Here is a 16,797-nt window from a genome sequence, read left to right as displayed (position 1 = left end):
GCACGCGAAACTCATCGCGTCGCGGGTCCCGGACTCCTCAGGGGCTCTCAGAGGTTCTCAGCGTTCTCAGAGGTCGGCGAGTGCCGCGCCCACCTGCTCCAGGTCGCCGTCCGAGGCCAGTCCGGTGTGATAGAGGCGCAGCTCCGTCGCGCCGAGCCGGCGGACCTCGGCCGCGTCCGCGGCGAGGGTGCCGGGACTGCCGCCCATGCCGGAGACCACCGTGAAGTTTGCGGCGAGGACGCTCCCCCGGTGGTTCTCCTGTGCGAACGGTGTCAGCAGGCCGGGGCCGCCGGCGCAGGGGACGACCACACCGTCTGCGACGGAGAGGATGTGTACGGGGTCGACGCCGGCGTTGGCGCCGCAGTGGTACGGCACCGGGTCCGCGTGCAGGAGGACCTGGAAGCCCTCGGGGGCCGCGTCGCGTACCGCCCGGACCGCCGCCTCCTGGAGCGTGCGGGCCGTGGCGTCGCGCCACGCGCGCGTGGCGGCCGCCGTCTCCTCACCGAGGAGCTTTTCGACTCCCGCCCAGCCCTCCCCACCGGAGGGCGCCCCCCGCCACACCGGCTCCAGCGCGACCCGTACGGACGCGGCCAACCCACCGGCGTCCAGTCCCTGAGTCCCGTAGCCCTCGCGGCAGGACGGGCAGAAGCACAGGGACATCAGGTACTGCCCGGCGTCCCCGAGGCCGACCCCGGCGGTCTTGTCGTGGGCGTGCAGATGTGCCAGCCCGTACCAGCCGAGGGATTCCAGTTCGGTGCCGCGCGCCCCGGGCCGTACCGCCGCCTCCGCTGCCAGGTCGGTCAGGTACGCCGTCGGCTACACGCCCCGTCCCCTGGCCGGCGACCCGCTCATTCCCGTCGACACGCCGCACCGCCCGGACACCCTCTACAGCCTCTCCAAGTGCTTCGGCGAGGACCTCGCCCAGCTCTACTGGGACAAGCACGGCCTGGAGACCGTCTCCGTGCGCATCGGGTCCTGTTTCCCCGAGCCGACCAGCGTGCGGATGCTCTCGGTCTGGATGAGCCCCGCCGACGGCGCCCGCCTCCTGCACGCGGCCCTGACCGCCGAGCACGTCGGGCACACGGTCGTCCACGGCTCGTCCGCCAACACACGCCTGTGGTGGGACCTCACCTCCGCGCGTGCGCTCGGTTACGACCCGCAGGACGACTCCGAGCCGTTCGCCGCGAAGCTCGTCGCCGAGCGGGGCGAGCTGGACCCGGACAACGAGGCGCACGCGCGCGTCGGCGGCCACTTCGTGACCGATCCGCCGATCTGGCCGTACTGAGACCACGGGCCCGACACGCCGCTGAAACCGCGGGCCCGGTACCGGCACATCGACGGCACGCGCGCGTGGCCGCGGCGGAAATCCGACGTTCCCACCGGCGGGCGGACACCGAACGGGCCCGCCCGCCGCCTTGTTCGGGCATCCGCGATGCCCGCTTCCGTGCTGCGCTCCGCCCCCGCGCAGATCCGAGCCGGGCATCGCCGGAGTCGAACGGGCGGAAACGGGCATGACCGGGTCCGCAACAGGCCTGGTCAGCTACGCGCACCGCCTGTACAGCTGCCTGCAAGGACCCGACGGGGCCCGAGCGGGCAGCGAGATCAGGAAGCAGGTGTTCGGCCATGGGCGACAGAACGGCCGAAGCGCGCCAGCGTGAGATCGTGCGGGTGGCGCGCGCCACCGGCTCGGTCGACGTCACGGCGCTCGCCGCCGACCTGGGCGTGGCCAAGGAGACCGTACGACGGGACCTGCGCGCTCTGGAGGACCACGGCCTGGTGCGCCGCACCCATGGCGGCGCCTATCCCTTGGAGAGCGCCGCCTTCGAGACCACGCTCGCCTTCCGCGCCACCAGCCACGTGGCCGAGAAGCGCAGGGTCGCGAACGCCGCGGCCGAACTGCTCGGCGACGCGGAGGCGGTTTTCATCGACGAGGGCTTCACCCCGCGGCTCATCGCCGAGGCACTGCCCCAGGACCGGCCGCTCACCGTGGTCACCGCCTCCCTGCCGGTCGCGGGCACGCTCGCCGGGACCGGCACCGTGTCCGTGCTGCTGCTCGGCGGCCGGGTCCGCCCCGGCACCCTCGCCACCGTCGACCACTGGACGACTACACCTCCATGAACCTGCCGATCGCCGTGTGGATGATGCACTCGTTCCTCTCGGAGATCCCGGTCGCGGTGGCGGCCGAACTCTTCGCGACGGGTGTCCTGGACCCGGACGTCTTCATCAGCGACCGCATCCCGCTCGACCGCTACCCGGAGGCGCTGGAGCAGCTCGCGCGGGGGGGTGGGGAGGAAGACCGTGGTGGTGCCGTAGGGGTTCCTCGCCCCGGCCGCCCCGCCCCGCCCCGGACGGGCTGAGTGTCCTGGCCGTTCCCTCTCGATCGACCGAGTCGGGTGGTGGGTGGGCGGGGTCGGGTCTGGGGCGGAGCCCCAGGGTCGGGGAGGGAGAGGGCGGCGGGGGCGAGCACCCTTGGGGCGCCCCGCAACCGGGGCTGAGAGCCTCTTCCCCGGCCGGGCCACAGGTCAGGGAACAGCAAAACGCCCCCGCTCGTTCACCCGGCATGACAGCTATGACCCCCGGCTCGAACATCCCCCTCCCCACCGCCCGTGTGACGGTGGACGTCGCCGCCCCGGTGCGGCTCGACGTATCGGGCCTGCTGCTCACCGCCGACGGCAAGGTGCGCTCCGACGACGACTTCATCTTCTACAACCAGCCCGCGGGCCCCGGTGTGACCTACCGTTCCGGTGGCGGCACCGCCCCCGACGCCATCACGATCGACACCACGGCGGTTCCGCCCGGCATCGAGAAGATCGTCGTCACCGCGAGCCCCGACGCCCAGGGCCAGACGTTCCAGGGTATCGAACCGACGGCGACCATCCGGAGCGCGGACGACAACGCGGTCCTGGCCACCTTCACTCCCCCGAGCCTCAGCGCCGAGACGGCCCTGGTGATCGTCGAGATCTATCTGCGCAACGGTGCCTGGAAGGCGCGCGCGGTCGGCCAGGGCTACGCCAACGGCCTGGCCGGCATCGCCACCGACTTCGGAGTCACGGTCGAGGAACCGGCCGCCCCCGCCCAGCCGGTCACTCCGCCCCCGCCCGCCATGCAGCCGCCGGTGAGTCCCCCGGCCCCGCCGATGTCCGCCCCACAGGCCCCGCCGGCGCCCGCCGCTCCCCCGGCGCCGCCCGCCGCCGCGCCCGGCACCGGGAAGATCAACCTGGACAAGGGCCGAGTCAGCCTCCAGAAGAACCAGACCGTCTCGCTGATGAAGGGCGGCCTCCCGCTGCTCTCGCAGGTCCGGATGGGCCTCGGCTGGGAGCCCGCGTACCGGGGCAAGGACATCGACCTCGACGCCTCGGTCATCGCCTACGGCCCGCAGCGCAACCACATCGACAGCTGCTACTTCGGCAAGCTCCAGATCGTGAACGGCGCGATCCGGCACTCCGGCGACAACCTCACGGGCGAGGGCGGCGGGGACGACGAGACGATCACGGTCGACCTCGGCCGCCTCCCCCAGGACGTCACCGGCCTGGTCTTCACGGTCAACTCGTTCTCCGGCCAGAAGTTCACCGAGGTCGCCAAGGCGTACTGCCGCCTCCTGGACGCCACCACCGGCGAGGAGCTGGTCCGTTTCGACCTCACCTCCGCCGAAGCGCAGACGGGCGTGATAATGGCGAAGCTGATCCGCCAGTACTCCGGCGAGTGGGAGATGACCGCCCTCGGCGACTTCGTGAAGTCCCGCACGGTGAGGGGCATGGTCAAGCCGGCCGCCCAGTCCCTCTGAGCGCGCGTACGAGCCCGGGCGCCCCCGTCCGCAGGGGGCGCCCGGACCGCCGGTCCCGGACCGGAGGGACTACGGCCGCAGTCCCTCCATCAGCCACCCCAGATACCGGCGCAGGTGCTGCCCCTCGCCGCCGGCCAGTTCCGACGCCGTGGCCACCCCGTGGGCCAGGCGCAGCACGTCGATCGGCTCGATGTCCCGGCGCAGTGTCTTCGCCTCCCGCGCCGCGCCGACCAGCCGGGTCACGGCGTCCTTCAGGGGGTCGCAGCAGTCGGTGGCGTCGTTCGTCGGGCCGCCGCCCGAGACGGCCGCGCCGAGCAGGGCCCGCAGTCCGCGGAGCTGGGTCATGCCGGCGCCGAGTTCGTTCAGCCACTGGCCCAGCGCCTCGCCCGGCGGCAGGTGTTCGGCCAGTTCGCCGGCGCGCGCGGCGATGTGGTCGATACGGTCCGCGTAAGCGGCCTCCAGCAGCGCCCGGCGCGTGGGGAAGTGCCGGTAGAGGGTGCCGGAGCCGACCCCGGCCCGCTTGGCTATGTCGTCGAGCGAGGCACCCTCACCATGCGCGGCGAACGCCTCCACCGCCACTTCCAGCAGCCGCGCGTAATTGCGCCTGGCGTCCGCCCGCATGGGCCTGACCTGCGCCATCAGCCCCTCCTCGATCCGGCGGCCCTCGCCGTACCCTATCGAGGGCCCACCGACGGGGCGTCAGAACAGCGCGCTGTACGCGTTCAGCGCCGGTTGCCCGCCCAGGTGGGCGTAGAGAACGGTCGACTCACGCCCGATCTCGCCCCGGGACACCAGGTCGATGAGCCCGGCCATCGACTTCCCCTCGTACACGGGGTCGGTGACCATCCCCTCGGTGCGGGCCGCGAGCCGCATCGCGTCCAGCGTCGCCTCGTCGGGGATTCCGTAGGTGCCCGCGTGGTACCGCTCGTCCAGCTCGACGTCGCCCTCGGTCAACTCCGCCTTGACGCCAATGAGCCGGCCGGTGTTCTGCGCGATCCGCGCGATCTGTTCGCGGGTGCGGACGGGTGCCGCCGACGCGTCGACACCGATCACCCGCCGGGAGCGCCCGCCCGCCTCCTCCAGGGCGCGGAAACCGGCGACCATCCCCGCCTGGGTGGATCCGGTCACCGAGCACACGATCACGGTGTCGAAGAAGACGCCCAGCTCCCGCTCCTGCTCGGCGACCTCGGAGGCCCAGTTGGCGAAGCCCAGCCCACCGAGCGGGTGGTCGGAGGCACCGGCCGGGATGGCGTAGGGCTTGCCGCCCGCCTCCTCGACCTCCCTCAGCGCCTGCTCCCAGCTCTCCTTGAAGCCGATCCCGAACCCGGCCCGCACCAGGCGCACATCGGCGCCGGCCAACCGGCTGATCAGGATGTTGCCGACCTTGTCGTAGACAGAGTCCGGCCAGTCCACCCAGCTCTCCTGCACCAGTACGCACTTGAGCCCGGCGCGGGCGGCGACGGCGGCGACCTGGCGGGTGTGGTTGGACTGCACCCCGCCGATGGAGACGAGGGTGTCGCAGCCCTGGGCGAGCGCGTCGGCGACCAGGTACTCCAGCTTGCGGGTCTTGTTGCCGCCGTGGGCCACACCGGAGTTGCAGTCCTCGCGCTTGGCCCACAGGGCGGCGCCGCCGAGGTGTCCGGTCAGCCGCTCCAGCGGATGCACGGGCGAGGGTCCGAAGAGCAGGGGGTAACGCTCGTAAGCAGAGAGGGACATGGGTGATCCTTCCGTCAGGGAGCCTCGGGAACGTCGGCGAGCTCTTCCAGGCCCCGCCAGATCTCCGCCGTGACCCGGACCGCTTCGTCCGGGTCTCCGGCCGCGCAGGCCTCGATCAGCCGTTCGTGCAGCCCGGCGGAACGGCAGGTGCCGCCCTCGCCGAAGCGCTGCCGTTCCAGCCGACGGATGAGGGGCGTGTAACGGGCGGCGGTCGCGGCGGCGGCGCGGTTGCCGCTCACCCGTACGAGTACGTCGTGCAGTTCGTCGTCGGCGCGCAGCGCGCCGTCCACGTCACCGGCCCGTACTGCGGCGGCGAACCGCTCGTTGGCTGCACGCATGAGGTCCACATCGGGCTCCCGCAGCCGCGGTACGGCGACGCGGGTGACCAGTTCGTGCATGGCGCCGACGACGGCCGCCGCGTCCCGCACGTCGCCGGCCACCAGGGGGGTCACGCGGGTGTAGCTCTGCGGCTTGCTCTCCAGCAGCCCCTCGTCGACCAGCCGCGAGAACGCCTCGCGCACCGGCGCGCGGGACAGCCCGAGCCGCTCGGCGAGCTCGGCGTCCCGCACCACCTCCCCGGGCTCGATCTCCCCGGCCACGATGGCGTCCCGGATCGCTGCATGCGCGCGGTCCCTGAGCAGGGTGCGCGGCACGGGTCGAATGGCCTCCATGATTGAAATGTTAGATGTCACTGGGCTCGCGAACAAGACCGCGGCCCGCACGGATCGTGCGGGCCGCGGGAGAGCGTTCGGGGTGCGGCTGTCGTGGTGGTCGTCGCTGCCGTGACTGTCAGTGGCGCTTCCGGCGCTTCCAGGGGCCGGTGACGGCGAGCATGATGCCCGGTTCCTGGATGTTGGCGCACAGGGTCTTTCCGTCGGGCGAGAAGGTGACGCCGGTGAACTCGCTGAACTCCGGCTCCTCCCCGGTGCCGATGTTCAGGTCGTTGCGGGCGATGGGACAGGTGCGTCCGCTGTCGGTGGCGCCGACCAGGTGCTGCACGCCGTCGCCGTCCTCTGCGATGACCAGGCCGCCGTCCGCGGCAGGGTTCCGGTTGACACCGAGCAGGACCTTCAGGGTCACCGTGCGGGGCTTCGGGTCGTAGAACCAGACCTGACCGTCGGGCTGGACGGGTCTCTCCTCGCGGACGTACGAGGAGACGAAGTACGCCCCACCACATGCCCTCCAGTTTGCGGCCACGGGTGATCCCGCCGGCTCGAACTGCTCGCGCACGGAGACGGTCCGCGCGTCGCGGTCCGGTACCTCGACCCAGTCGACGCCGTACACCGTGCCGGTCCTCGTGGCACGGGGGAGATCGTCGATGAACCGGCCGCCGGATTCGTAGCACTCGGGCGCCTGGAGGACGCCCGCGCCGTCGGCGAGGGTGCGGAACCCAAGCCTGCCCCGAGCGGGGCGCGCCCCTCAACCCCCGTGCTGCGACCGAGCCTTGAAGGCCGCCTTGCGGGCCTCCTTGGCGATCTTCTTGTCCGGGTGCAGCCGGCCCATCGCCTCCAGCACGTCCGCCGTGGCCGAGTGCTCCACCCGCCAGGCCGTGGCGAAGAAGCCGCTGTGCTGACGGGCCAGACCCTCCACCAGGGCCCGCAGTTCCTCGGAGTTGCCCTCGGCGGCGAGTTGTGCGGCCACCGTGTCGATGGTCAGCCAGAAGATCATGGCCTCGGAGGGCGGCGGTACGTCCGTCGCCCCGTGCTCGGTCAGCCACACGCGGGCCAGCCCGCCGAGTTCGGCGTCGTCGAGCACCTCGCGCAGGGCGGGCCCGGCCGAGAGGCCGACCAGCGACAGCGCCTGCTGGCACTGCAGCCGCCGCAGCGGCGCGTTCTCGTCGCTCCCGCGCGCGGCGGCCAGCAACTCCCGTGCTGCCGCGAGGGGTTCGCGGCGGGCGAGCCACTGTTCGGTCTCCGCGTGGGCCGCCGCGGGCGGGAACGCGGCGGTGCCGTCGAGCAGCGCGTCGGCGCCCTTGTCCGTGAGGTCCCCGATCGCCGGCGCGTCGAACCCGGCCTCCAGCAGGCGGGCGCGCAGTCCGTACAGTCCGAGCGGGGTCAGCCGCACCACGCCGTAGCGGGAGACGTCGGTTTCGTCCTGCGGCTCCGCGGGCTCCTGGTCCCCTTCGACCAGCAGCGCCTCGTCGACCGGCCGGTACTCCACGAGTCCGGCCGGCTCCAGCATGCGGAACTGGTCGTCCAGCCGCATCATCGCGTCGGACACCTGCTGCAGGACGTCGTTGGTGGGTTCCGGCATGTCGTCGGGGACGAGCACGGACGCGGCCAGCGCGGGCAGCGGCACCGGTGCCCCGGCGGGGCCTTCCTCCCCGGCGGTCAGCAGGTAGAGGTTGCGGAGCACGCCGTCCAGGAACTCCGCCTCGGCCTCGGGGTCCCAGTCGAGCGCGGAGAGGTCGATTTCGCCGGGTCCGTCCCCGGCGGCGATGGCGTCGACGAGCCCGTCCAGGTCGGGCACGCTCGCGTCGGCGAGCACCGTCTCCAGGGCGGCGAGCCAGACGGTGAGGACGTCCTGCGGCGAGCCTCCGGTGAGCAGGGCGAGGTCGGCGCCCGCGGTGACGGTGCCCTCCTCCTCGTCGACCACGTCGACGAGCCCGGCGTCCACGGCGACGCGCCATGCCTCACTGGCGTCGGCGGCGGCCTCCTCGCCGCTCAGGCCGAGCGCCTCGGCCGCCGCGGGCAGCTGCTCGTCGACCAGCCCGCCTCCGGCGTCGACCCGGGTCGTGGGTCCGGCCCAGCGGGCGAGCCGGGCTGCCCGGGACAGCAACGGCGTGGACAGTGCTTCGCGCGCCAGCTCCGCTTCGGGGTGCAGCCGCGCCGGCGGCAGGATGGAGCTGTCTGACATCGGCTGTTTCTCCTAGGTGCTGTCCTCGGCGCCTCTTGCGACTCAACCGCTCAGCCTAGACGGATTTCCACCCAAGCCGCCCTCCTCACCTCTCCTTCAGCCCTCGTACGTGGCCGAAACCTTGACAAGTGGCTTGGCCAGGCTGGAGATTGACGCGCGTAGAAGTCGGCGGACAGTTGTTCACCGGAGCCGGAGGCCACCCACGGACGCCGCGGGTGGCCTCCGCGGAGGGCACCTTGGGAGGAACCGCGGGAAGAGCGGGGACCGAGGGGTCCTCCACGTCGGCGCCTTCGCGCCCCGCACCCGCTGCGCGCGTCCCACCTGCCCCAACTGCACCACCGGCTCCGACCGCTCCCGATGTCCCCACACGTACGCGTCCTTCACCCTCGTCCCGGCACTGCTCACATCCCGGAGGGAATCCGTTGCCGAGTAAGCCGTCCGCGCGTCTCGCCGCGCTCACCGTCGCCGCCGTGTGCGCGGCGACCGCCACCCAGTTGGCCGCCCTCACCTCGTCCGCGCACGCGGAGTCCGTACGCATCCACGACATCCAGGGCGACACCCGGATATCCCCGTACGTCGGGCAGCAGGTCGCCGATGTGGCCGGAATCGTCACCGGTGTCCGTGCCTACGGCTCGTCCCGCGGCTTCTGGATCCAGGACCCGGCCCCGGACGCCGACCCGGCCACCAGCGAGGGCGTCTTCGTCTTCACGGGTTCGACCCCGAAGGACGTAGCCGTCGGCGACGCCGTCACGGTCTCCGGCACGGTCACGGAGTACGTCCCCGGCGGCACGTCCTCCGGCAACCAGGCGCTGACGGAGATCACCCGCGCCACGTTCACCGTGGTCTCCCGCGGCAACCCGGTCCCGGCGGCGACCAGGATCGACGCGAGATCCGTTCCCGCCGCCTACACCCCGACAGGGGACACCGCGACGAACGGCTCCGTCAACGCCCTGCCGCTGCGCCCCGAGCGGTACGCCCTGGACTTCTACGAGTCCCTGGAGGGCATGAACGTCCAGGTCTCCGACACCCGCGTGGTCGGTGCCACCGACCCGTACACCGAACTCTGGGTCACCGTGAAGCCGTGGGAGAACCGCAACCGCCGCGGCGGCACGGTCTACGGCTCCTACGACGCCCAGAACACCGGCCGCCTGCAGATCCAGTCCCTGGGCCCGGCCGCGGACTTCCCCGACGCGAACGTCGGCGACACCCTCGCCGGCACCACCGCGGGCCCGCTGGACTTCAACCAGTTCGGCGGCTACACGCTGGTGGCGAGCGAACTCGGCACGCTGAAGGGAAAGGGCCGGCAGCGCGAGTCCACCCGCCGGCAGCACGACGGTGAACTGGCGGTCGCCACCTACAACGTGGAGAACCTCGACCCGTCCGACAACACCTTCGCCGCGCACGCCGAAGCGATCGTGCACCACCTGAAGTCACCCGACATCGTGTCCCTGGAAGAGATCCAGGACAACAACGGTTCCACCGACGACGGCACGGTCGCCGCCGACGAGACGATGGCCGAGCTGATCGACGCGATCGAGGCGGCGGGCGGCCCGCGCTACGGCTGGCGCTCCGTCGACCCGGCGGACAAGGCCGACGGCGGACAGCCGGGCGGAAACATCCGCCAGGTGTTCCTCTTCCACCCGGAGCGGGTCTCCTTCACCGACCGCGCGGGCGGCGACGCCATGACGCCCGTCGACGTGACCAGGGTGCGCGGCAAGGCGGCCCTGACGCACTCCCCCGGCCGGATCGACCCGACGTCCGAGGCGTTCGAGGACAGCCGCAAGCCGCTGGCCGGCGAGTTCGTCTTCCGTGGCCGCACGGTCATCGTGATCGCCAACCACTTCGCCTCCAAGGGCGGCGACCAGAGCCTGACCTCGCAGTACCAGCCGCCGTCGCGCGGCTCCGAGACCCAGCGCCACCTCCAGGCGAAGGCGGTCCACGACTTCACCGCGAAGATCCTCAAGACGCAGAAGAACGCGGACGTCGTCGCCCTGGGCGACATCAACGACTTCGAGTTCTCCACGACGACGAAGATCCTCGAGGGCCGGGGCACACTCTGGTCGGCGGTCAAGTCCCTGCCGAGAAGCGAGCGTTACTCGTACGTCTACCAGGGCAACAGCCAGGTCCTGGACCAGATCCTGATCAGCCCGTCGATCCGCGGCGGCGCGTTCTCGTACGACAGCGTGCACCTCAACGCGGAGTTCCACGACCAGATCAGCGACCACGACCCGCAGATCCTGCGCTTCCGCCCGTAGCACCCACGCCGGGCCGGCCGAACGCCCCGTTCAGCCGGCCGGCCCGGTACGAGCCCGAGAGCATGCTCATACCGCCGAACGGTGCTGCTCTTCAGCCCGGGCCAGCCCTGCACCCGCTCCCACAGCGCGGTGGCGGACCCCACCCCGTCCCCGGGGGAGGCCATGGCGTCCCCATGTGCCTGAGCGCTCTCCCACTCGGCGTAGTTGAGCACCCGGGTCCCGTCGACACTCAGATGGAAGTGGGCGGAGATCCCCCGGGATGTGGCTTCTCCTCACCGCCCAGCGCCTCGAAGACGGCGTCGACCCACGCCCGCAGCCGTTCGACGTCCGCTGCCTCGAACTCGACGTCGACGATGACGACACATCCCGGAACGCCCGCCCGGGCGCCGCTGCGGTAGTGCCGGTACCGGTGCAGGCCCATCCGCTCGATGCCCGCCACAGCGGTGTCGATCTCGTCCACCCGCTCCTGCCGGTGCGTCTTCACGAACGCCTCGTACGCCTGCTCACCGGCCCACTGGGAGTAGTGCAGCAGCGTCTCCCCGTCCTCCCCCACATAGAGGTGGTACCCGAGGAGATCACCGGAGGGCCAGGCGCGGCGCTCCCAGGCCCGCCCGATCGCCTCGACGGTCTCCCATTGGCGCTGGGGCGTTCCGATCCGCCAGGTGCTGAAGAAGGACACGCCGATCCGGGGATCGGCGGGGTCGGGGGGCTCGGCCGTACGACGGGTCACAGCTGTCTCCACTCCTCGGGGAACGGCGTACGGCCCCCAGCCTCCAGCCTCCAGCCTCAACCGAGGTTCAGGTCAAGGAGTGCAGACGACGCGAGAGGGTGGAGCGCCCCGCGTTACGCCCTGCGTAACGCCGTGCGTAACGCCGTGCGTAATGCCGTACGGAACGCCCCGTATGACGCCCCGCGGGCGGCATCAGCGCGCCGCGCTGCCGCAGCACCACCCCGGCAGCGGCCACCATGCCCGCCGCCACCCCGACGATCAGCACCGGCCGCCGGTACCGCAACCCGGCCTGACCGGCGCCCGCGGCGTTGCTGCGCAGTTGCACGGTCATCGCGCCGGCCTTGTCGCGCAGCTCCTCCGCACGGGCCAGAGCACGTCCCTTCACATCCATCTTGCCGGCCAACTGCTCCACTGTGTCGCCGAGTTCGTGCCGCGTCTGCTCGATCTGGCGACGCAGCTCGTCCGGTCCCTTGGCCCCGCGGGCGGCACCCTGACGAGCCCTGAAATCCTCGGACTCGATATGGGACCCGGAACCGGCCACCGCTCCCCCACGCGCACCCGCACCCGTCACGTCCCGCGTCATCGGTGTGCCCTTCCCTTGATCTCCTCCACGTCGGCCTTCACGCTGCCCAGCGTCCGCTCCGGGGTCGCCGGCGTGGCCCGCCGCAACTGTCCACGGCCGGCCATGGCCAGCACGCCCGCGATCAGGAACAGCACGGCCGTGATGATCAGCGCCGCCGCCCACACCGGCAGGACCAGCGCGAGCGCTGCCGCACCGGTGGCGGCCGCCGCGAGCAGTCCCGCGTACGCGAAGGCGCCCGCGGCGCCCAGCATGCCGCCGCCACGTCCGGCACGGCGGCCCTTCTCGGCCAGCTCCACCTTGGCCAGGGCCATTTCCTGCCGTACCAGCCGGGAGACCTGCTCGGTGGCCTGTCCGACGAGCTCACCCACGGTGTGGTCCTCGTCGCGGACCGGTCGCCGCTCGATGGTTGCGGTCACGATGCTCCGCCTCCTCTCGGTCGGGCCTCCCGAGTACCCGGACCGCACGGCACCTACTCCCGACCAGCACCCATTACCGGCACTTACCAATAATGGGTAGGAAAATTAAGTGAAGCTATGCAGTGCCCGGGCAGACACTAACCCCATGAACACCCCATCGACGCCCCCCTTCGGCCGCGCCCTGTGCGCCATGGTCACGCCCTTCGCCCCCACGGGCGCCCTGGACCTGGACGGCGCCGGACGACTGGCCGACCACCTGGTGACCCACGGCTGCGACGGCCTGGTGCTCTCCGGTACGACGGGCGAGTCCCCGACCACCACGGACGCGGAGAAGTCGGCCCTCGTCGCGGCGGTCCGGGAAGCCGTGGGCAGCCGCGCGTCGATCGTCGCCGGCGTCGGCACCGCCGACACCCTCCACACCGCCGCACTCGCCCGCGAGGCCGAGAAGGCCGGCGCGGACGGTCTCCTGGTCGTCGCCCCGTACTACAGCAGGCCACCGCAGGACGCGGTCGAGGCGCACTTCCGAGAGATCGCGGACAGCACCGGCCTGCCCCTCGCCCTGTACGACATCCCGGCCCGGACCGGCACCCGCATCGAACCCGACACCGTGCTCCGGCTCGCCGAGCACCCCAGGATCGTGGCGGTCAAGGACTGCTCGTACGACTTCCTGGCCGCCCAGAAGATCCTCGCCCGCACCGACCTCGCCTACTACGCGGGCTGCGACGAACACCTCCTGGCCCTGTACGCGGTCGGCGGCTCGGGCTACATCAGTACGGTCGCGAACGTCGTCCCGGGCCACCTGCGAAGCGTTCTGGACGCCTTCGACGCGGGCGAGACCACCCGCGCGGCCGGCCTCCAGCAGCGGGCGACCGCCCTCATCGAGGCGATGATGTCGAACGGCCTCCCCGGCACAGTCACCGCCAAGGCCCTCCTCACCACCCTGAACCTCCCCGCTGGCCCGACCCGCCCACCCCTGCGCCCCGCACCCCCCGAGACGACCGCCACCCTCAGGTCCCTCTACGAGGAACTCGTGACAGCCTGACCGCCACCCCGGGCGCGGACCCGCCCCTCACGGCGCGTAGGACGACGTCGAGGGACGGCGAGGGACGTCAAAGTTCCCACGGGCCCGTGCCTGGCGCCGGCGGCATCGGTCCGGCCGGGACGGTCGCCGCCGCGTTCCTCGTCCGGCCCCGGTCGTGACGGTGGGGGCACGGCCTACGGGGCCTCGACAACGGAGATCCGGTACTTGCTCACCTCGGCGTCGCGAACCCGAGCCGCCTGCTCGGGTTCCGGGCCCGCTCCACGGAAGCGTGCGAGATCCTCATCGGTCTCCCAACGCTCGTAGACGTTGATCCGGTCCGGCTCGACCGAGTCGGCCGACAGAGCGAAATCAAGGCATCCGACGGCAGCCCGGGCCTGCTCGACGACGCTCGAGCATCCGGCCAGATAGGCGTCGCGGTCGGCAGCGTCCACCCACAGCTTCCCGGCAATGACGATCACGGTACTCCTCGCGTCTCAGCTACTCGCCTGACGGTGATGCGCAGCGTGCCCGCCCCTCGGCATGGCCACCGCGGGGTAGACCGCAGCGGTCCACCGGATTCATCGGTCACCCACCACCACGGGCAGAGATCACCGTGCATGAGGCACCGGAGCCAGGAGACAGGTTCCAGTGGTCTTGTTCATGCAGATCATTCCGGCGTCTCAAGGTTTGGCGCCTGTATCTGCCGGTCGGTCGTGTACCTGGCGCCCACTGCACGCAGGACCGAGGCCACCGCGAAGGCCACGACGAGGCCATCGAGCCACGCACAGACTCCGGAACCCGGGTACGTCGTCCCGTCGTCCAGGGCGCAGTTGAAAGCCGGTGGCAGATACGAGGTGCGGTGGCCGACGAGGTGTCCCACAAGGCGGGGGCGACGTCGCGACAGGCGGGCGCGGGGAGGAGTCCTCCTCGACCGGGGCTCGTGGTCGGAGAATTCGACGGTGCCGAACGCCATGCCCAGGAGGATGACCGCCGCTGCCGCCGCCATGCCGGCGCCCCAACGCAGCAGCCGTACGCCCCGGTCGGGGCGCCGGCCCGGCAGGAGGACGGACAGCGGTTTGACGAGCACCGCGATGACCCACACGGGGACGGCGAACAGGGCCGCAGAAGCCGGCAGGGCGAATACGTTCCGGGCCCCTTCCGCCGATCGAACGAACAGGCGTACGGGGTACGGACGACCGGGGCCGCCCAGCCGTTCTCCTTATGGATCACCGCTCGGACCAGAGGACGATGCCCGCAATCACACACAAGCGCCCTCCCGGGCCGTTCCGGGGCCGTGGGAGGGCGCTCGGTGTTGACCGGTGCCGACATGCCGTCGGGTCGGGCGGCCGTCGGTGGTCAGTTGTGGCTGTGCAGGATGTCGTTGAGGCCGCCCCAGACCGCGTTGTTCGGGCGGGCCTCGACCGTGCCGGTGAGCGAGTTGCGGCGGAAGAGGATGTGGGAGGCGCCGGACAGCGCGCGGGCCTTGACGACCTCGCCGTCGGGCATGGTCACGCGGGTGCCCGCGGTGACGTACAGGCCGGCCTCGACCACGCACTCGTCGCCGAGCGGGATGCCCACGCCCGCCTCGGCGCCGATCAGGCAGCGCTCGCCGATGGAGATGATCACGTTGCCGCCGCCGGACAGCGTGCCCATGGTGGAGGCGCCGCCGCCGATGTCCGAGCCGTCGCCGACGACGACGCCCGCGGAGATGCGGCCCTCGACCATCGAGGTGCCCAGGGTGCCCGCGTTGAAGTTGACGAAGCCCTCGTGCATGACCGTGGTGCCCTCGGCGAGGTGCGCGCCCAGGCGGACCCGGTCCGCGTCGGCGATGCGGACGCCCCTGGGGACGACGTAGTCCGTCATGCGGGGGAACTTGTCGATGGACGTGACAGCCAGGTGCAGGCCCTCGGCCCGGGCGTTGAGCCGCGCCTTCTCGACGTCGTCGACGGCGACGGGGCCGAGCGAGGTCCAGGCGACGTTGGCGAGGAAGCCGAACATGCCCTCCAGGTTCTGGCCGTGCGGCTTGACCAGACGGTGCGAGAGCAGGTGGAGACGGAGGTAGACGTCGTGCGCGTCGATCGGCTTCTCGTCGAGCGAGGAGATGACCGTACGGACCGCGACCACTTCGACGCCCCGGCGCGCGTCCGGTCCGATCGCCGCAGTCGCGCCGGCGCCGAGCAGCCCGGCGGCCTGCTCGGCGGACAGCCGCTCGGTGCCGGACGGACCGGGGGCGGCGGAGAGTTCGGGCGCGGGGAACCAGGTGTCGAGGACGGTGCCGTCGGCGGCGAGGGTGGCGAGGCCGGCGGCCACTGCGCCGGTGGTGCTCTGAGCAGTCGTGTCGGTCATGTGGGCAACCTAACCGGCGGGGGCCCGACGATGCGAACCGGTGCCGCGCCGTCTCAGGTGCCGGGCGGGCCTGCCCGGAGCGTAGGACGCCGACACCACCGGCACCCGCTCAGTCGTGGGGGATGACCCGGTCCAGCATGTCGCGCGCGTACGCCTCGTCGTACGGCGTGTCGGTCAGCAGTACCTGGAGGCAGATGCCGTCCATCAGGGCGACCAGGGCGCGGGCCGTGACCGGGTCCGTGCGACGGGACAGCAGCACGGTGACGTCCTCGCACCACTCGGCCGCGACGGGGCGCAGCGCGGGCCGGCGCAGGGCGGCCAGATACAGCTCGTACTCCAGCTCGACGCCGGTGCGCTCGCCCGCGAGCCATTCGCCGAGCAGCCCGGCGAGTTCGGTCGCCAGGTCGGTGCGCGTGTCCTCCAGGCCGCCGCGCGAGGCGACGGCCTTGGCGAAGCCCTCGTTCGCCTGGCGCAGTGCGGCGACCATCAGCTCGTCGAGGGTCTTGAAGTGGTACGTCGTGGAGCCGAGCGGCACATCGGCCTCGGCGGCGACGCTGCGGTGGCTGAGCCCCGCGATGCCGCTCCTGCCGACCACCCGGATCGCCGCGTCGATGATCCGCCGGCGCCGCTCGGGGTCGTACCGCCGGGCCATCAGTGCGCGCCCCCCAGGTTGAGCACGACCACGCCCACGATGATCAGCGCGATACCGAGGGCCTTGGCGGCGGTGAGCCCCTCCCCCATGAAGAGGACGCCGATCGCGGCGATGGCGGCGGTGCCCACTCCGGCCCAGATGGCGTACGCGGTGCCGATGGAGAGGGTGCGCAGCGTCTGGGCGAGCAGGGCGAAGGAGACCACGTAGCCGAGCACGGTCAGCAGTGAGGGCCAGAGCTTGCTGAAGCCGTCGCTGTACTTCATGGCGGTGGTCGCGCTCACCTCCGCGGCGATCGCCCCGGCGAGCAGAAGGTATCCCATGTGTACGAGCGTACACAACGATGCGTACGGCTGTACGTAACGACGCGGGTCCCGGGCACGGCAATGGCCCCCGGTACCCGTGATCCAGTGGATCCACAGGTGCCGGGGGCCATGCGGC

General features: G+C 72.0%; 14 protein-coding genes and 6 pseudogenes. 6 read left to right on the top strand and 14 right to left on the bottom strand.

Annotation, left to right across the window (positions count from 1 at the left end):
- Positions 1 to 66 precede the first annotated feature (66 nt).
- A pseudogene (locus WJ438_RS31105) lies at positions 67 to 810 on the bottom strand (hypothetical protein); the annotation flags it as partial.
- Here WJ438_RS31105 and WJ438_RS31100 point away from each other — a divergent pair.
- From WJ438_RS31100 to WJ438_RS31085, 4 genes and pseudogenes are all read left to right on the top strand, one after another.
- Positions 797 to 1,285 (top strand): annotated as a pseudogene (locus WJ438_RS31100) (NAD(P)-dependent oxidoreductase); the annotation flags it as partial. The pseudogenes WJ438_RS31105 and WJ438_RS31100 sit on opposite strands and share 14 nt — an antisense overlap.
- Before the next feature lie 338 nt (positions 1,286 to 1,623).
- Positions 1,624 to 2,106: pseudogene (locus WJ438_RS31095) on the top strand (DeoR/GlpR family DNA-binding transcription regulator); the annotation flags it as partial.
- A 68-nt stretch (positions 2,107 to 2,174) separates the two neighbouring features.
- Positions 2,175 to 2,313, top strand: a pseudogene (locus tag WJ438_RS31090) (alcohol dehydrogenase); the annotation flags it as partial.
- Positions 2,314 to 2,569: 256 nt separating this feature from the next.
- Positions 2,570 to 3,784: a TerD family protein gene (locus WJ438_RS31085; protein WP_406728168.1), complete on the top strand. Its 1,215-nt coding sequence runs from the start codon at positions 2,570 to 2,572 to the stop codon at positions 3,782 to 3,784.
- A 69-nt stretch (positions 3,785 to 3,853) separates the two neighbouring features.
- On the opposite strand, the gene WJ438_RS31080 is transcribed toward WJ438_RS31085, so the two are convergent.
- The 5 genes and pseudogenes from WJ438_RS31080 to WJ438_RS31060 all read right to left on the bottom strand — a co-directional run bounded on the left by WJ438_RS31080 (position 3,854) and on the right by WJ438_RS31060 (position 8,356).
- A complete protein-coding gene (locus WJ438_RS31080) occupies positions 3,854 to 4,423 on the bottom strand; it encodes a TetR/AcrR family transcriptional regulator (protein ID WP_406728167.1) in 570 nt (189 codons plus the stop codon).
- A 60-nt stretch (positions 4,424 to 4,483) separates the two neighbouring features.
- Positions 4,484 to 5,500 (bottom strand): 1-aminocyclopropane-1-carboxylate deaminase, encoded by a 1,017-nt coding sequence (locus WJ438_RS31075; protein WP_406728166.1) that lies wholly within the window; start codon positions 5,498 to 5,500, stop codon positions 4,484 to 4,486.
- A gap of 14 nt (positions 5,501 to 5,514) precedes the next feature.
- Positions 5,515 to 6,171 carry a GntR family transcriptional regulator gene (locus WJ438_RS31070; RefSeq protein WP_406728165.1) on the bottom strand — a complete coding sequence of 219 codons (657 nt, stop codon included), beginning with the start codon at positions 6,169 to 6,171 and terminating at the stop codon, positions 5,515 to 5,517.
- 118 nt (positions 6,172 to 6,289) lie between these two features.
- A pseudogene (locus tag WJ438_RS31065) lies at positions 6,290 to 6,913 on the bottom strand (alkaline phosphatase PhoX); the annotation flags it as partial.
- A gap of 6 nt (positions 6,914 to 6,919) precedes the next feature.
- Positions 6,920 to 8,356, bottom strand: a complete 1,437-nt coding sequence (locus WJ438_RS31060; protein ID WP_406728164.1) for a hypothetical protein — start codon at positions 8,354 to 8,356, stop codon at positions 6,920 to 6,922.
- A gap of 422 nt (positions 8,357 to 8,778) precedes the next feature.
- On the opposite strand from WJ438_RS31060, the gene WJ438_RS31055 reads away from it, so the two are divergent.
- Positions 8,779 to 10,611 (top strand): endonuclease/exonuclease/phosphatase, encoded by a 1,833-nt coding sequence (locus WJ438_RS31055; RefSeq protein ID WP_406728163.1) that lies wholly within the window; start codon positions 8,779 to 8,781, stop codon positions 10,609 to 10,611.
- 44 nt (positions 10,612 to 10,655) lie between these two features.
- Here the strand turns inward: WJ438_RS31055 and WJ438_RS31050 are convergent.
- The 3 genes and pseudogenes from WJ438_RS31050 to WJ438_RS31040 all read right to left on the bottom strand — a co-directional run.
- Positions 10,656 to 11,341: pseudogene (locus tag WJ438_RS31050) on the bottom strand (antibiotic biosynthesis monooxygenase); the annotation flags it as partial.
- 67 nt (positions 11,342 to 11,408) lie between these two features.
- Entirely contained in the window at positions 11,409 to 11,924 is a 516-nt protein-coding gene (locus WJ438_RS31045; RefSeq protein WP_406728162.1) for a DUF3618 domain-containing protein, read from the bottom strand.
- A complete protein-coding gene (locus WJ438_RS31040; RefSeq protein WP_406728161.1) occupies positions 11,921 to 12,340 on the bottom strand; it encodes a phage holin family protein in 420 nt (139 codons plus the stop codon). Before WJ438_RS31040 ends, WJ438_RS31045 begins: the two co-directional genes overlap by 4 nt.
- Positions 12,341 to 12,485: 145 nt before the next feature.
- Here WJ438_RS31040 and dapA point away from each other — a divergent pair, with 145 nt between their 5' ends.
- Complete coding sequence (dapA, locus tag WJ438_RS31035; RefSeq protein ID WP_406728160.1) at positions 12,486 to 13,382, top strand: 4-hydroxy-tetrahydrodipicolinate synthase; 897 nt, start codon at positions 12,486 to 12,488, stop codon at positions 13,380 to 13,382.
- 173 nt (positions 13,383 to 13,555) lie between these two features.
- Here the strand turns inward: dapA and WJ438_RS31030 are convergent, their stop codons facing one another.
- The 5 genes from WJ438_RS31030 to WJ438_RS31010 form a co-directional block, all read right to left on the bottom strand.
- Positions 13,556 to 13,840: a putative quinol monooxygenase gene (locus tag WJ438_RS31030; protein WP_406728159.1), complete on the bottom strand. Its 285-nt coding sequence runs from the start codon at positions 13,838 to 13,840 to the stop codon at positions 13,556 to 13,558.
- Between the two features lie 188 nt (positions 13,841 to 14,028).
- The gene (locus WJ438_RS31025) at positions 14,029 to 14,463 is read right to left on the bottom strand and encodes a hypothetical protein (protein ID WP_406728158.1); all 435 of its coding nucleotides are present in this window, start codon (positions 14,461 to 14,463) and stop codon (positions 14,029 to 14,031) included.
- A gap of 254 nt (positions 14,464 to 14,717) precedes the next feature.
- Positions 14,718 to 15,707: a 2,3,4,5-tetrahydropyridine-2,6-dicarboxylate N-succinyltransferase gene (dapD, locus tag WJ438_RS31020; RefSeq protein ID WP_406728157.1), complete on the bottom strand. Its 990-nt coding sequence runs from the start codon at positions 15,705 to 15,707 to the stop codon at positions 14,718 to 14,720.
- Between the two features lie 109 nt (positions 15,708 to 15,816).
- A complete protein-coding gene (locus WJ438_RS31015) occupies positions 15,817 to 16,359 on the bottom strand; it encodes a TetR/AcrR family transcriptional regulator (RefSeq protein ID WP_406728156.1) in 543 nt (180 codons plus the stop codon).
- Positions 16,359 to 16,679 carry a DMT family transporter gene (locus WJ438_RS31010; protein ID WP_406728155.1) on the bottom strand — a complete coding sequence of 107 codons (321 nt, stop codon included), beginning with the start codon at positions 16,677 to 16,679 and terminating at the stop codon, positions 16,359 to 16,361. The genes WJ438_RS31015 and WJ438_RS31010 overlap by 1 nt, the downstream gene beginning before the upstream one ends.
- Between the last annotated feature and the right edge of the window lie 118 nt (positions 16,680 to 16,797).

Origin of the sequence: Streptomyces sp. GD-15H (assembly GCF_045291515.1) — a bacterium.
Lineage (GTDB): Bacteria > Actinomycetota > Actinomycetes > Streptomycetales > Streptomycetaceae > Streptomyces.
Note: the sequence above shows the minus strand (reverse complement) of the source record. Positions and strands in the feature narration are given on the sequence as shown.

Bases quoted from the DNA above. Each gene is read 5' to 3' on its own strand.
- dapA (WP_406728160.1), top strand. From the start codon at position 12,486: ATGAACACCCCATCGACGCCCCCCTTCGGCCGCGCCCTGTGCGCCATG.
- WJ438_RS31010 (WP_406728155.1), bottom strand. From the start codon at position 16,679: ATGGGATACCTTCTGCTCGCCGGGGCGATCGCCGCGGAGGTGAGCGCG.
- WJ438_RS31015 (WP_406728156.1), bottom strand. From the start codon at position 16,359: ATGGCCCGGCGGTACGACCCCGAGCGGCGCCGGCGGATCATCGACGCG.
- WJ438_RS31070 (WP_406728165.1), bottom strand. From the start codon at position 6,171: ATGGAGGCCATTCGACCCGTGCCGCGCACCCTGCTCAGGGACCGCGCG.
- WJ438_RS31060 (WP_406728164.1), bottom strand. From the start codon at position 8,356: ATGTCAGACAGCTCCATCCTGCCGCCGGCGCGGCTGCACCCCGAAGCG.
- WJ438_RS31045 (WP_406728162.1), bottom strand. From the start codon at position 11,924: ATGACGCGGGACGTGACGGGTGCGGGTGCGCGTGGGGGAGCGGTGGCC.
- WJ438_RS31080 (WP_406728167.1), bottom strand. From the start codon at position 4,423: ATGGCGCAGGTCAGGCCCATGCGGGCGGACGCCAGGCGCAATTACGCG.
- dapD (WP_406728157.1), bottom strand. From the start codon at position 15,707: ATGACCGACACGACTGCTCAGAGCACCACCGGCGCAGTGGCCGCCGGC.
- WJ438_RS31085 (WP_406728168.1), top strand. From the start codon at position 2,570: ATGACCCCCGGCTCGAACATCCCCCTCCCCACCGCCCGTGTGACGGTG.
- WJ438_RS31075 (WP_406728166.1), bottom strand. From the start codon at position 5,500: ATGTCCCTCTCTGCTTACGAGCGTTACCCCCTGCTCTTCGGACCCTCG.